Genomic DNA, 13,377 nt, shown 5'->3' on the forward strand with positions numbered 1-13,377 from the left:
CGCAGCGATGCGCGTTGACCTGTTTGATTTTGAATTGCCGACTGAAAATATTGCCCTGCGGCCCGCCCGTCCGCGTGATTCAGCGCGGTTGCTGGGTGTGTCGGCAGAGGGGCCTTTTCGTGATCGGATTGTTCGCGATTTGCCATCGCTGCTGAACCCCGGTGATGTTCTGGTCTTCAATGATACGCGGGTGATCCCGGCGCAGCTTGAAGGCCAGCGCGGCGATGCGCGGATTGGCGCCACACTGCATAAGCGAATCGATTTGCGGCGGTGGCAGGCCTTTGTACGCAACGCCAAGCGGTTGCGACCGGATGATGTGATCCAATTTGGCGCAGGCGTATCCGGCATAGCCGAAACGCGTCACGATGATGGCAGCTGGACGCTGTTCTTTCCCGGCGAAGAACCTGTCGAAGTGCTGCTTGAGCGCGCAGGGCGAATGCCGTTGCCGCCCTATATCGCGGGCAAGCGCCCAACCGATGAACAGGACCGTACAGACTATCAAACGATGTTCGCAACAAAAGACGGTGCGGTTGCGGCCCCCACAGCTGCATTGCACTTTACGCCAGATCTTCTCGAAGGACTGACTGCGAGCGGCGTGCAGACCGAGATGCTTACCCTGCATGTGGGGGCGGGCACATTTCTGCCAGTGAAGGCCGAAGACACCGATGACCATGCCATGCATGCTGAATGGGGTACGATTGACGCAGGCACTGCGGACCGGCTGAATGCTGCACGCGCTGGTGGAAACCGGGTGATTGCGGTTGGCACGACATCACTCCGCCTGCTGGAAAGCGCGACTGGCGACGACCGCGTGATCCGTCCGTTCGAGGGTGATACGTCGATCTTCATAACGCCCGGCTACAAATTCCGCGCGATTGATGGCTTGATGACCAACTTTCATCTACCCAAATCCACCCTGTTCATGCTGGTCAGCGCACTGATGGGGCGTGACCGCATGCAGGCGGCCTATGCTCATGCCATTGCGCAGGGTTACCGGTTTTACTCCTACGGCGATTCCAGCCTTCTCCTGCCATAAAGCGCAGTTTCGCGCTGCCTCTTCACGTCTAGCTTGTCCGCAAAAGACAAAGAGAGGGTAAGCGCATGATTCCAGCGCACGTACCGGCAGACCGGATCGTCAATTTTGATATTTTCAACCCGCCCGGGGTCGAAGACGATTACTTCGCAAGCTGGAAAACACTGCTCGATGGACCGGGTCTGGTCTGGACCACGGCGAATGGCGGGCACTGGATTGGTGCGCGTGGCGACGTTGTCCGCAGCCTTTGGAACGATTCCGAACGACTGTCGAACGAATGCCTCGCAGTAACGCCGGGCCTTGGAGACGTGATGCAATTCATCCCGCTTCAGCAGGATGGTGCAGAACACAAAGCCTTTCGCATGGCGGTGATGAAGGGCCTTGCCTCCCGCTATGTTGTTGCGCTGGAACCGCGCGTTGTCGAAATTGCCCGCGAACTGATTGCCGAATTGCGGCGGCGAGGATCATGCGATTTCGTTGCCGAATTTGCAGAAATCCTCCCTTTGAATATCTTTCTGTCGTTGATCGATGTACCGTTGGAAGATCGCCCTAGGTTGCGCGAGCTTGGCGTGCAATTGACGCGGCCTGATGGTTCAATTCAAAAACGCATGGTCGAACCGGGCGACGATCTGTTCAGCCACATTCTGTCCGAACCGGTGATGGGCCGCAGCTGGACCGAGGACGAGGCGCGACGGATGTGCCGTAATTTGCTGTTTGGCGGATTGGATACGGTTGCCGCAATGTTCGGTATGGTTGCGCTGCATCTGGCGCGTCATCCTGAAGATCAGAAACTATTGCGCGAACAGCCCGATTTGATCCCCGCCGCTGCGGATGAATTGATGCGACGCTATCCCACAGTCGCCGTCAGCCGCAACGCCGTGGCAGATGTGGAAATGGATGGCGTGACGATCCGCCAGGGCGATCTGGTCTATTTGCCCAGCGTCCTTCACAACCTTGACCCTGCCAGCTTTGATGCACCCGACGAGGTCCGCTTTGACCGCGATCTTACCCCGGTCCGCCATACGACGATGGGAGTTGGCGCGCATCGTTGTGTCGGTGCCGGTCTGGCACGGATGGAGGTGATCGTCTTCCTGCGGGAATGGCTTTCGCAAATGCCGGAATTTGCGCTTGATCCGTCACAGCCGGTCAAGATGAAGGGCGGCAATGTGGGGGCTTGTACCGCGCTACCGCTAAGGTGGGAACCAAGCCTAAGCTGAGAACCAGCCCCAGATCAGTCGCCCGGTCAGGCCCAAGCTGACGATTACCAGCAATGGCCGGATCATCTTTGCGCCAAATTTTGTGGCAAAGTGTGAGCCGATCCAGGCACCGGTCATGGCTCCTGCTCCCATGCATAACCCAAGCAGCCAAAGGGCTTGGCCGCCGAGAGTGAACACGATGACGCTGGCGATGTTGCTTGTGACATTCAGGAACTTTGTCAGGCCCGTCGCGCGGGTCAGGCCGAAGCCGCGAAAGCCGACCAAGGTTGTGGCAAAGAACTGGCCAGCGCCCGGTCCAAAGAAGCCGTCATAAAAGCCAATGCCCGCAGCGACCGGCCTAAAGCCGTTTTCGCTAAGCAGGGGTTTGCGATCCTCGTCAGTCATGCTGGGTGAAAGCACGGTGTAGAGCGCGACGCTGATCAGCAGGATCGGCACCACCAGCTTGAGCACATCGGCGCTGAGCCGCTGGATAGCGAGCGTACCCATGAGTGCGCCAACAAACACCACAGCGGCCAGTGGCGCGCTTTGACGGAAGCTGAACAGGCCCGCCTTGTGATAACGCCATGTTGCCACGGTCGTGCCGCACATTGATTGGACTTTGTTTGTGCCCAGCACAACGTGCGGCGGAAGGTTGGTGGACAGCAGGATGGGCATCATGATGAGGCCGCCACCACCTGCAACCGCATCAACGAATCCGGACAGCACGGCAACGCACGTGAGTGCAGGGTAAAGCCACAGTTCGATCTGCGAAGGGTCAAGCATTTGCGCGCCTTGGCGAATAGGCTTAAGGGCCGCAAACTCTTTTTGCCGAGCATGCAGCCCATGACCCGTTTTGCCTTTGATATTCACGCCACTGACGGCAAAGCCCGCACCGGTACCATCCGCATGAAGCGGGGTGATATCCGCACGCCTGCGTTCATGCCGGTGGGCACTGCTGCCACGGTCAAGGCGATGAAGGTGGAAGATGTGCGCGCGGCGGGCGCGGATATCATCCTTGGAAATACGTATCATTTGATGCTGCGTCCGGGGGCAGAACGGATGGCGCGAATGGGCGGTTTGCACAAGTTTATGGGCTGGGACCGGCCTATTTTGACCGATAGCGGCGGCTATCAGGTGATGAGCTTGTCGGACTTGCGCAAGATCACCGAAGAAGGCGTGACCTTTGCCAGCCATCTGGATGGATCGCGCCACATGCTCAGCCCGGAGCGGTCGATGGAAATCCAGCGCTTGTTGGGCTCGGACATTGTGATGTGCTTTGACGAATGCCCGCGCGCTGACCAACCGCGGGACGTAATCGCCAAATCGATGGAAATGTCGATGCGCTGGGCCAGGCGCAGCCGCGACGGGTTTGATGCAGGCGGCGAGCATGCCGAACGCTCGGCTTTGTTCGGCATCCAGCAAGGCGCTTTGGACGAAGGCCTGCGCAAGGCGAGTGCAGATGCGCTGACGGATATCGGCTTTGACGGATACGCCATTGGCGGGCTTGCCGTGGGTGAGGGGCAGGAGGCGATGTTCGCCACGCTCGATTTTGCGCCGCAGCAGCTACCGGCAGACCGTCCACGCTATTTGATGGGCGTGGGGAAACCTGATGATCTGGTGGGGGCTGTAGAGCGCGGCGTTGACATGTTCGATTGCGTGTTGCCTACGCGCTCTGGCCGCAACGGGCAGGCCTTTACGTGGAACGGGCCGCTGAACATGCGCAATGCACGCCACGCTGAGGACATGGGGCCGCTGGACGAACGCTGCCCATGCCCTGCCTGCAAGAAGTTCAGCCGCGCCTATCTCAATCACCTGATCAAATCTGGTGAGATGCTGGGCGCGATGCTGCTGACAGAGCACAACTTGTGGTTTTACCAGCAATTGATGGCCGGAATGCGCGCAGCGATTGCCGAAGGGCGCTTTGCTGTGTTTGCTGCGGAATTCCGCCGGGATTATTTCTCGCGTTAGGCTGCCAAGCCTTGCGGGTTGCCTTCCAGATCGGGTGAGCCCACTTCCAGTTTCGAATCCTTGTAAGGATAGAACATTCCCGATCGCGGGTCGAGAAAGCCTGCGCCGATGGCAAAGGCTTGACGCTGGGCGGTGAGTAGATCCGGATACCATTTGCCGGTGCGATGCGGTGTAACAAAGCGATAATGCGACATGTCTGGATAATGGATCGCAGGCTTGGCGGTTCCCACAACCCGTCGCAAATTATCGATAAAAAACAAAATCTAACACGCCATTCACAGATACGAAAAAGGCGGAGTTTGCACCCCGCCTTTCCGTATCTGTTGTAAGACGAGAAATCTTAGCGCGAATAGAATTCGACGACCAAGTTTGGTTCCATCTTCACTGGATAAGGCACTTCGTCCAGCGTTGGCACGCGGGTAAAGGTTGCCTTGTCAGCGTCGGTTGAAACGTAATCGGGAACGTCACGCTCTGGCAGGGTCTGCGCTTCGGCGATCAGGGCCATTTCCTTGGCCTTCTTGCCAAGGCTGATCACGTCACCGGGGCGAACGCGACGCGAGGCGATGTTGCACTTCACGCCGTTCACATAAATGTGACCGTGCGAAACAACTTGACGGGCCGAGAAGATGGTTGGCGCAAACTTGGCGCGGTACACGACCATGTCGAGGCGCTGTTCGAGCAGGCCGATCAGGTTCTGACCGGTATCACCCTTCATCTTCGCCGCTTCCTGATAGGTGCGCTTGAATTGCTTTTCGGTTACGTCGCCGTAATAGCCACGCAGCTTCTGCTTGGCGCGCAGTTGGATGCCGAAGTCCGACACCTTGCTCTTGCGGCGCTGGCCGTGCTGGCCGGGACCGTACGAACGACGGTTTACCGACGACTTTGGACGACCCCAGATGTTTTCACCGAGGCGACGGTCGATTTTGTACTTAGATGCCTTGCGCTTGGACATGCGCTACCCTTCAATTTGCAATGCTTCAGCCCTGTGCCGAAGTTTCTAGTCCCGGAACCGCACCATTCCGCCATTTGCAGAATGCGGCCACCGCTTCACCGGGAGTGCGAGGCCAATTGCGAAGCGCGGCCAAGAACAGAGAATGCCGCCTATGTCAAGGGTACCTGCCATAGACATTGGTAAGAATTGGGCGTTTATACTGGTAAGATGCTTGAAATGCCGCCCCAGCAAGACACCTCTGCGCTGCCGGATAGCGCCGCTGACGGCATTGCTGCAATCGATCAGGAAATACTGTTGCTGTTGTCACGGCGCTTTGCGTTGGCGCGCACGTCTGGCGAAGGCGCATGGCTTGACGAGGATGAGCGGCGCGCAGGTATAGGTGCGATCCGCAGCAAAGCCTTTGAATTGGGCGTGCCGGTAAGCCTTGTCGTTGATTTTTGGGATCGGCTTGCCGATGCATCGGCAGCCTTGAACCATCAGGCCAAGAGCCGATAAGCCCAGAGCCCGGGCCCCTAATCGCGAGGATCACCCGGTTTTGATCCGGGCCTGCGCCGCAATACACTAAGCACTCCGCGCAAAGTCCGCACTTCAAGGTGATTCCACCCGGCCTTTGTCAGAACTGATCGCAATGTCCGCCGTGTGGTTACAGCCCGGCTTTCAGGCTCAAAATAACCGCGCGGCTCAAGCATCGCGCACAGTTGGTCAAAAAAGCCCTCAAAATCCTCCTGAGGGGCAGGGGGGAGGATGTCCTCGACCGTCGGCTGTACGAGGTCTGCATTGCCCTCAACGCTGCTACGGGCGTGCTTTGACCATTCATAAGCGCAAAGGATGACCGCTTGCGCCAGATTGAGCGAGGCAAACTCAGGATTGATCGGCACGGTAATGATCGCGCGGGCCAATGCGACGTCATCCGTTTCCAGCCCGGACCGTTCAGGTCCGAACACGAAAGCGCTGCGCCCCGGCGCGATGATAATGTCGCGCGCCGCTTCTTCCGGGGTAAGGACGGGCTTGGTTACGCCGCGCTTGCGCACGGTCGTGGCATAGACGTGGGCGCAGTCAGCCACGGCATCGGCAAGCGATTCGAATACTTGCGCTTTTTCCAGCACGACATCGGCTCCGGCCGCTGCTGGCCCCGCCGAAGGGTTGGGCCAACCATCGCGCGGGGTGACCAGGCGCAATTCGACCAAACCGAAGTTGAGCATGGCACGGGCGGCTTTGCCAATGTTTTCGCCCAATTGCGGGCGCACAAGTACAATGACTGGCTGACGGCTTTGGATAGCGGTCACTTCTCGCCTGCCCCGATTCCGCTTACTTCCTTTACACTGCTGGCGAATTCCTCGAAATCGCGCGCTTCGGTGAAATCGCGATAGACGCTGGCAAAACGGATGTAGGCGACGCTGTCAAGCTGGCGCAGGCCTTCCATAACCATCTCGCCGATAACTTTGGACGGCACTTCGGCATCGCCCATTGTTTCGATCTGGCGCTGGATGCCGGAAACCAGTTGGTCGAGCCGTTCTTGCGCCACAGGGCGTTTGCGGCAAGCAAGCGATACGGATTGTTCGATCTTTGACCGGTCAAACGGTTCGCGCCGTTCTCCGCTTTTCACCACGAGCACTTCGCGCAGTTGCACGCGCTCAAATGTGGTGAACCGCGCCCCGCACCCTTCGCACTGCCGACGCCGGCGGATTGAGGTATTATCCTCGCTCGGCCGGCTGTCTTTTACCTGGCTGTTGTCATGGGCACAGAACGGGCAACGCATCGCTTAGCGTTTGATACGCTGCCAGAACGCAAAGCCTGCGCCGACCGCAAGACCAAGCGGCAAGGACACGACGGGCAGAAGCACGCCTGCAACTGCGCCGATAGCGGCACCAGCCAAAACGGGCTTTGTCGACGGATGGGCCATGCCCTGTTTGGCCATGCCCGAAATTTCGTCTTTGGCACGGGCGGCGAGATCATTGTTGTCGTTCATGGAATCAAAGCTCCGGGTACACTGGGAAGCGTGCACACAGTTCGGCAACGCGATCGCGCACCCGCTGTTCCACCTGACCATCACCTTCTTCGCCGTTGCGCGCAAGGCCTTCGACGACTTCGCTGATCAACTTGCCGATCTGCCGGAACTCTTCCTCACGGAAACCGCGCGTGGTCCCAGCTGGCGTACCAAGCCGGATGCCCGACGTGACGAAGGGTGAACGCTTGTCAAACGGCACGCCGTTCTTGTTGCAGGTGAGCCAAGCGCGATCGAGGCCCTTTTCGGCAGCCTTGCCGGTGACATCCTTGGCTGACAGGTCGACCAGCATCAGATGGTTGTCGGTTCCGCCCGATACGATGCCGAGGCCTGCATCTTTCAGGCTTTCGGCCAGAGCCTTGGCGTTTGCGACGATCTGGTGCGCATAGGCTTTGAATTCAGGACGCAGCGCTTCGCCAAAAGCGACAGCCTTGGCGGCGATGACGTGGACCAGCGGTCCGCCTTGCAGGCCGGGGAACACGGCAGTGTTGAATTTCTTGGCCAGCGCTTCATCGTTGGTCAGGATGATGCCCGAACGCGGCCCGCGCAGGCTTTTGTGCGTGGTGCTGGTGACAACATGCGCGTGGGGGAAGGGCGATGGGTGCGCGCCGCCAGCCACAAGGCCCGAGATGTGCGACATATCAACCAGCAGCCATGCGCCCACTTCATCGGCGATGGCGCGGAACACACCCCAGTCCCATGTGCGTGAATAGGCCGTGCCGCCTGCGATGATCAGCTTGGGCTTATGTTCGCGGGCAAGGCGCGCAACTTCGTCCATGTCGATCATGTGCGTATCGGCGCTGACGCCGTAAGGGACGGGGTTGAACCACTTGCCGCTCATGTTCACAGGCGAGCCGTGCGTGAGGTGGCCGCCCGAGTTCAGGTCAAGGCCCATGAACGTGTCGCCCGGCTGTAGCAGTGCAAGGAAGACGGCCTGGTTCATCTGGCTGCCCGAATTGGGCTGCACGTTGGCAAAATCGCAGCCAAACAGCTTCTTTGCGCGTTCGATTGCCAGCGTTTCAACGATGTCGGCATATTCGCAGCCGCCATAATAGCGCTTGCCGGGATAGCCTTCAGCGTACTTGTTGGTGAAGACCGAGCCGGTGGCTTCGAGCACAGCAAGGCTGGTGATGTTTTCCGAAGCGATCAGTTCGATCTTGGTCTGCTGACGTCCCAGTTCGCCACGGATTGCGGCAAAAACTTCGGCATCGGCCGTTTCGAGATGTTCGGTAAAGAAACCCGCTTTACGGATTTCCGGCGCTGCGGTTGCAGTGGTCATCGTATGTGGCTCCTTCAAAACGTTGGATTGGAAAGTTTTTCAACGCGGCCGGAATGGCGGCCGCCGCCGAATTCAGTGCTTAAAAACGCATCGAGACAAGCCTTGGCCATGTCCTCACCTGTCAGGCGTGCGCCCAAGGCGATGACATTGGCATTGTTATGTTCGCGAGCAAGCGCTGCAGACAGGGGTTCGGATACCAGTGCGCAGCGACAAGCCGGATTGCGGTTTACTGCGATGGAAATGCCGATGCCCGAGCCGCAAATAGCAACGCCATATTCGGCGGTGCCGTCAGCCACGACCGAGGCGAGTTTGTACCCGAAATCAGGATAATCGACACGGTCTGCGGTATCGGGACCAAGGTCTGCTACTTCATGTCCCCGTTCGATCAGATATTCGCGCAAGATCGTCTTGAGGTCTATGGCAGCATGATCAGAGGCGATGGCAATGCGCATGGGATCCGTTTCGGCAGCTATTTATCAGGAATCGTTGGCGGCCCATAAGCCGTCAAAGCGCAACAAGCCACTGCAAATCGCCGATTACGATCTGCCCGTTGGGGCTGATCGTAACAAGTGTGAGTTATCTCAATCTAAGCGCTAATCTTCCATTGCGGCATAATTGCACGCGTCTTCGCTATAATTTTGTCGGCTACTACTGCAAAAGAACGCGTGGAAATGTCGTCATGTAAGGATGCGCCGCGAGGTTCCACCCTGTTAACCAACCAGCGATCATTCTGTTTTGCCGATTTCACCTTCGTCCTTAACGCCTGAGGGCAGCAATATAATTATGGAAACCAGCTCGGGTGAAAGGTACTTTTTGAGCTTAGAGCAATAATTTTTTCGCGGCATGCGAACTTCCATCTTCGGAACTCGCAGATGTCCCGAATATGTTGGGCATCAAGTTCGCATTAGCTCGGTTGCTGACCTTAACGCGCAGGCGTCAACCGCCGCCGCACATCGGTGAGCGGTTTCTCGACAAGTGCGTACATAATCGCACAATATGCACAAGAAATTGCAAGCGCGATCATTGCTGACAAGATCGGCGGAAAGTCGGGCGCAATGCTCTGCATGGAGTACAGCAACGCATAATGTACAAGGTACAAGGTGTAGGACCACAGTCCTATTCGCTGTAAAACTGACCAACGCAAATATTTTGAAGCGATATTTCGGTTCTGCAATTGATAGTTGAAGATGACTAGCAACGCAGCGCCTTGCAGCGAGTATCGGATGCCCTCGCGCAAAAGGATTGAACTCATTGCGAACGTGCCGATAATTACCAAAACTGCAAGCATGGCTTGCCAGCCTTTTGCTTGCCATGAAGGTTGCACTTCCAATGCTGGGTTGGCCCACAGTGCAAGGATGCACCCGAACAAGATCGAATCAAACCGCGTGTGCGTCCAGTAATAATTTTCCTCGCCGAGCCCCAAAATGATAATGTTAAATAACCTTACAGCCAGAACTACCGCACACGCAACGGCACAAAGAGCTGCAAAGCGTGCCGTTGACATGCACTTCATCGCCATAACGAAGCAAAGCGGAAAAATAAGATAAAAATGCTCTTCCACCGCCAATGACCATAATGGTGACGGAAGACCGGTTTCAGTACCGTGATCTGGCATATAGTTGGAAAAGAAAAAAAACTGGCTCAAAACGCCCAACGCAGTTGGACTCTGGTTTAGAACCCCTACAATCACCAAATATCCAATAAAGGCTAACGTAATATAAAGTGGAGGATTGATCCTCAAAATTCGGCGTATATAAAAATTTCTCAGGCTCAATTTACCGGTGTTGGCATATTCTAATCGCATCATCGTTGTGATCAGATAGCCGCTCAAGAAAAAAACAACGTCACGCCAAACCCAGCCGGGAACTTCGGCAAGAGGTGCGTGTGTCCGATACACACGAGTCCGACAGCAATGGCCCGAATACCGTCAAGATCAGGCATGTGCGGCAAACTCTGCACCGCCAGAACTTCTCGCGTCGAACTTGCTGCTAAGAGTTCATCTTTATTTGCTAACTCCAACAAACTGTCTCCATCAAAGATTGAGGGCAGCCGGTCATCGGATTATAAAAAGAGCGGTTTCGGAACTGTTTGTAGCATTGAAACACGATTCTCGCCTCAGTTCAGCCCATTTTGAATGTAAAAATGCCTAACAGAGGGTAATCTAACGCGCAAGGCGAATCTTTTTGGGGATTGATGAAGCGTCAATTATTGGTTCGAAAGCGGACATTTCTTGGATGACGGACTTGGCTGATTCATTTGTTCGTCCGAGGTGTGCAGTGACCCGAAAGACGGATCAGCTTTCCGCGCTGTCTTTGGGCGGGTTTTCCTTAAAGTAGCTGGTCAATTCCTCGACCAGTTCGGTCTGCATTTTGCTGATCGAAGGCATTAGATCGCGCATGTAAGCTTCGTTTGCAGCCTTGAAGCTTGGGTCGCTCATAACCGCAGAACTGCGTTGGAAAAAGTGCCGACCGGCTTCGGTCTTGGCAAAAGCGCGCAGTTCCGAAAGCTCGGCTTCGCTGAATTCACGTGTGTAAGACATGGCCAGCGCATCCAGCAGATGCTGCATGTGGCCGCGCAGGATAATTTTGCTGCCGGCAACAAAGCTGTCGACCTTGCGGTTGACGATTTTCTCTGCGCCGACATCGTTTTTAAGCGACGAGAACATCGTGGCGCGCATTTGTTCAAGCGTCGCGTCCATGGCACTGCCGAATATGGCTTCGCGTTTGTCCTTCGGAAAGGCAATCGCCACGATTTCGCTTGCGATGGTCAGTCTGACAGGATCGGCGTCTGTCGCCGCCACAGCAGAAACAGGATCAGCTTGGGCGCTGGCCGCTGGCGAATGCAGCAAAGCCGCCAGCGCGAGAGCGCCAGCGGCTTGCCATTTAACCAATCCTTTGATCATTGATCCAGGAACGAGCGCATTTTACGGCTGCGGCTCGGGTGCTTCAGTTTGCGCAGGGCCTTGGCTTCGATCTGGCGGATGCGTTCACGGGTAACCGAGAACTGCTGGCCGACTTCTTCCAGCGTGTGATCGGTGTTCATGCCGATGCCGAAGCGCATGCGTAGCACGCGTTCTTCGCGAGGGGTCAGGCTGGCAAGGACGCGGGTGACGGTTTCCTTGAGGTTGGCCTGAATGGCCGCGTCCACCGGAATGATCGCGTTCTTGTCTTCGATGAAGTCGCCAAGGTGCGAATCCTCCTCGTCGCCAATCGGCGTTTCAAGGCTGATCGGTTCCTTGGCGATTTTCATCACCTTGCGGACCTTTTCGAGCGGCATCGAAAGACGCTCGGCCATTTCTTCCGGCGTCGGTTCGCGGCCTTGTTCGTGCAGGAACTGGCGGCTGGTGCGCACAAGCTTGTTGATCGTTTCGATCATGTGCACCGGAATGCGGATCGTGCGAGCCTGATCCGCGATGGAACGCGTAATTGCCTGCCTGATCCACCAAGTTGCGTATGTGCTGAACTTGTAGCCACGGCGGTATTCGAACTTGTCGACCGCCTTCATCAGGCCGATGTTGCCTTCCTGAATAAGATCAAGGAATTGCAGGCCACGGTTCGTGTACTTCTTGGCGATCGAGATCACCAGGCGCAGGTTGGCTTCCACCATTTCCTTCTTGGCGATACGCGCCTCGCGCTCACCCTTCTGGACCATGTTGACGATGCGGCGGAATTCACCCAGCGACATGCCGGTGGCGGCCGCAATGTCCGAGATTTCGGCGCGAATGCGTTCAACCGGCTCAGCTTCGTTAGTGGCAAAGGCCGCCCATTTTTTGTCACGCGTGGCAAGGCTTTGCAGCCATCCATCGTCCAGTTCGCGCCCGACATACATGTCGAGGAAGTCTTTGCGCGGCACCTTGTGACGCTCTGCCAGACGCAGCATCTGACCGCCAAGCGTGGTCAACCGGCGGTTGAAGGCGTAGAGATTGTCGACAAGGTATTCGATTTTCGATGCGTGGAATTGCACCGATTCCACTTGCGCCGTCAGGTCTTCGCGCAGCTTCTGGTACTGGGTTTCGCGCGTATTCGGAAAATCGTTGCCGAGGCCAAGCGCATCAAGGCGTTCACCCTGAATCTTTTCAAATGCACGGAACAGCGCGGTGATTTCGGCAAAACGCTCAAGCGCGGCAGGCTTAAGCTGGGCTTCCATCTGCGCGAGGCTGAGGGTGTTGTCCTCTTCCTCTTCCTCGGCGGGACGGGCACGGCGTTCGCGCAGTTCGTCGTCCTCGTCCTCGGCGGGTTCTTCCTCCGGCTCTTCTTCTTCCTTGAAGGTGGGGCCTGCGGTCGCTTCGCTGATTTCAGGCTCGCCCGCTTCTTCACCGTCCTCGGTCAGGGCTTCGGGCGCAGGTTCCTTGGAAAGCATCGCATCAAGATCGAGGATCTCGCGCAGTTGCATTTCACCGGCGTTCAGCGCTTCGGACCACTGGATAATGGCGTGGAATGTGATCGGGCTTTCGCACAGGCCCATGATCATGGTGTCACGGCCTGCTTCGATCCGCTTGGCGATGGCGATTTCGCCCTCGCGGCTGAGCAGTTCGACCGCGCCCATCTCGCGCAAGTACATGCGCACGGGATCATCGGTGCGTTCAATGGTTTCCTTGCGCTTTTCGACGACCGGTCGGTCGTCCATGCCGGTTTCCGGCTCTTCAGCGTCGTCGGCTTCCTTGTCTTCGGGATCGGCGTTGTCTTCATCGCTTTCCACGATGTTGACGCCCATTTCCGAAATGGCGGCCATGATGTCTTCGATCTGTTCCGAAGACATCTGGTCCTGAGGCAAGGCCTCGTTCAATTCGTCATAGGTAATAATGCCGCGCCGCTTGGCACGCGCGATCAGCTTTTTGACTGATGCGTCGTTGAGATCAATCAGCGGAGCATCGCCGTTGTCGGTCTTTTCGTTCGAAGCCATTTAACCCCGGTACCACCATCTAGAGCCGGGCCTGACTGACCC

Annotated in this window: 15 protein-coding genes; 4 read left to right on the top strand and 11 right to left on the bottom strand. The window is 56.9% G+C overall.

Going from position 1 to position 13,377, the window contains the following annotated elements:
• Positions 1-7 precede the first annotated feature (7 nt).
• Together queA and B7Y89_RS01365 are read left to right on the top strand one after the other, a co-directional pair.
• Positions 8-1,036 (top strand): tRNA preQ1(34) S-adenosylmethionine ribosyltransferase-isomerase QueA, encoded by a 1,029-nt coding sequence (gene queA / locus B7Y89_RS01360; protein WP_292934990.1) that lies wholly within the window; start codon positions 8-10, stop codon positions 1,034-1,036.
• Between the two features lie 65 nt (positions 1,037-1,101).
• On the top strand, positions 1,102-2,250 hold the full coding sequence (locus B7Y89_RS01365) for a cytochrome P450 (RefSeq protein ID WP_292934992.1): 1,149 nt from the start codon (positions 1,102-1,104) through the stop codon (positions 2,248-2,250).
• Here B7Y89_RS01365 and B7Y89_RS01370 read toward each other — a convergent pair.
• Positions 2,242-3,012 (bottom strand): TSUP family transporter, encoded by a 771-nt coding sequence (locus tag B7Y89_RS01370; RefSeq protein WP_292934994.1) that lies wholly within the window; start codon positions 3,010-3,012, stop codon positions 2,242-2,244. The two genes, B7Y89_RS01365 and B7Y89_RS01370, sit on opposite strands and share 9 nt — an antisense overlap.
• Positions 3,013-3,072: 60 nt before the next feature.
• Between B7Y89_RS01370 and tgt the strand changes: the two genes are divergently transcribed.
• Positions 3,073-4,197, top strand: coding sequence for a tRNA guanosine(34) transglycosylase Tgt (gene tgt, locus B7Y89_RS01375; protein ID WP_292934996.1), 1,125 nt, complete (start codon positions 3,073-3,075; stop codon positions 4,195-4,197).
• Here tgt and B7Y89_RS01380 read toward each other — a convergent pair.
• Together B7Y89_RS01380 and rpsD are read right to left on the bottom strand one after the other, a co-directional pair.
• Positions 4,194-4,391, bottom strand: coding sequence for a hypothetical protein (locus B7Y89_RS01380; protein WP_292934998.1), 198 nt, complete (start codon positions 4,389-4,391; stop codon positions 4,194-4,196). The two genes, tgt and B7Y89_RS01380, sit on opposite strands and share 4 nt — an antisense overlap.
• Positions 4,392-4,537: 146 nt before the next feature.
• The gene (rpsD, locus tag B7Y89_RS01385; protein WP_292935000.1) at positions 4,538-5,149 is read right to left on the bottom strand and encodes a 30S ribosomal protein S4; all 612 of its coding nucleotides are present in this window, start codon (positions 5,147-5,149) and stop codon (positions 4,538-4,540) included.
• Between the two features lie 207 nt (positions 5,150-5,356).
• Between rpsD and B7Y89_RS01390 the strand changes: the two genes are divergently transcribed.
• Entirely contained in the window at positions 5,357-5,644 is a 288-nt protein-coding gene (locus B7Y89_RS01390; RefSeq protein WP_292935002.1) for a chorismate mutase, read from the top strand.
• 17 nt (positions 5,645-5,661) lie between these two features.
• On the opposite strand, the gene B7Y89_RS01395 is transcribed toward B7Y89_RS01390, so the two are convergent.
• The 8 genes from B7Y89_RS01395 to rpoD form a co-directional block, all read right to left on the bottom strand.
• A complete protein-coding gene (locus B7Y89_RS01395) occupies positions 5,662-6,426 on the bottom strand; it encodes an RNA methyltransferase (protein ID WP_292935067.1) in 765 nt (254 codons plus the stop codon).
• A 5-nt stretch (positions 6,427-6,431) separates the two neighbouring features.
• Positions 6,432-6,908, bottom strand: coding sequence for a transcriptional regulator NrdR (gene nrdR, locus B7Y89_RS01400; RefSeq protein WP_292935004.1), 477 nt, complete (start codon positions 6,906-6,908; stop codon positions 6,432-6,434).
• Between the two features lie 3 nt (positions 6,909-6,911).
• On the bottom strand, positions 6,912-7,118 hold the full coding sequence (locus B7Y89_RS01405) for a hypothetical protein (protein WP_292935005.1): 207 nt from the start codon (positions 7,116-7,118) through the stop codon (positions 6,912-6,914).
• A 4-nt stretch (positions 7,119-7,122) separates the two neighbouring features.
• Positions 7,123-8,433 carry a serine hydroxymethyltransferase gene (gene glyA, locus B7Y89_RS01410; RefSeq protein WP_292935007.1) on the bottom strand — a complete coding sequence of 437 codons (1,311 nt, stop codon included), beginning with the start codon at positions 8,431-8,433 and terminating at the stop codon, positions 7,123-7,125.
• Between the two features lie 14 nt (positions 8,434-8,447).
• Complete coding sequence (gene rpiB / locus B7Y89_RS01415) at positions 8,448-8,885, bottom strand: ribose 5-phosphate isomerase B (protein WP_292935009.1); 438 nt, start codon at positions 8,883-8,885, stop codon at positions 8,448-8,450.
• Positions 8,886-9,355: 470 nt separating this feature from the next.
• The gene (locus B7Y89_RS01420) at positions 9,356-10,264 is read right to left on the bottom strand and encodes an acyltransferase (protein WP_292935010.1); all 909 of its coding nucleotides are present in this window, start codon (positions 10,262-10,264) and stop codon (positions 9,356-9,358) included.
• Between the two features lie 462 nt (positions 10,265-10,726).
• Positions 10,727-11,335 carry a hypothetical protein gene (locus B7Y89_RS01425; protein WP_292935012.1) on the bottom strand — a complete coding sequence of 203 codons (609 nt, stop codon included), beginning with the start codon at positions 11,333-11,335 and terminating at the stop codon, positions 10,727-10,729.
• Positions 11,332-13,335, bottom strand: coding sequence for an RNA polymerase sigma factor RpoD (gene rpoD, locus B7Y89_RS01430; RefSeq protein WP_292935014.1), 2,004 nt, complete (start codon positions 13,333-13,335; stop codon positions 11,332-11,334). The genes B7Y89_RS01425 and rpoD overlap by 4 nt, the downstream gene beginning before the upstream one ends.
• Between the last annotated feature and the right edge of the window lie 42 nt (positions 13,336-13,377).

The organism is Novosphingobium sp. 32-60-15, assembly GCF_002280675.1.
Lineage (GTDB): Bacteria > Pseudomonadota > Alphaproteobacteria > Sphingomonadales > Sphingomonadaceae > Novosphingobium.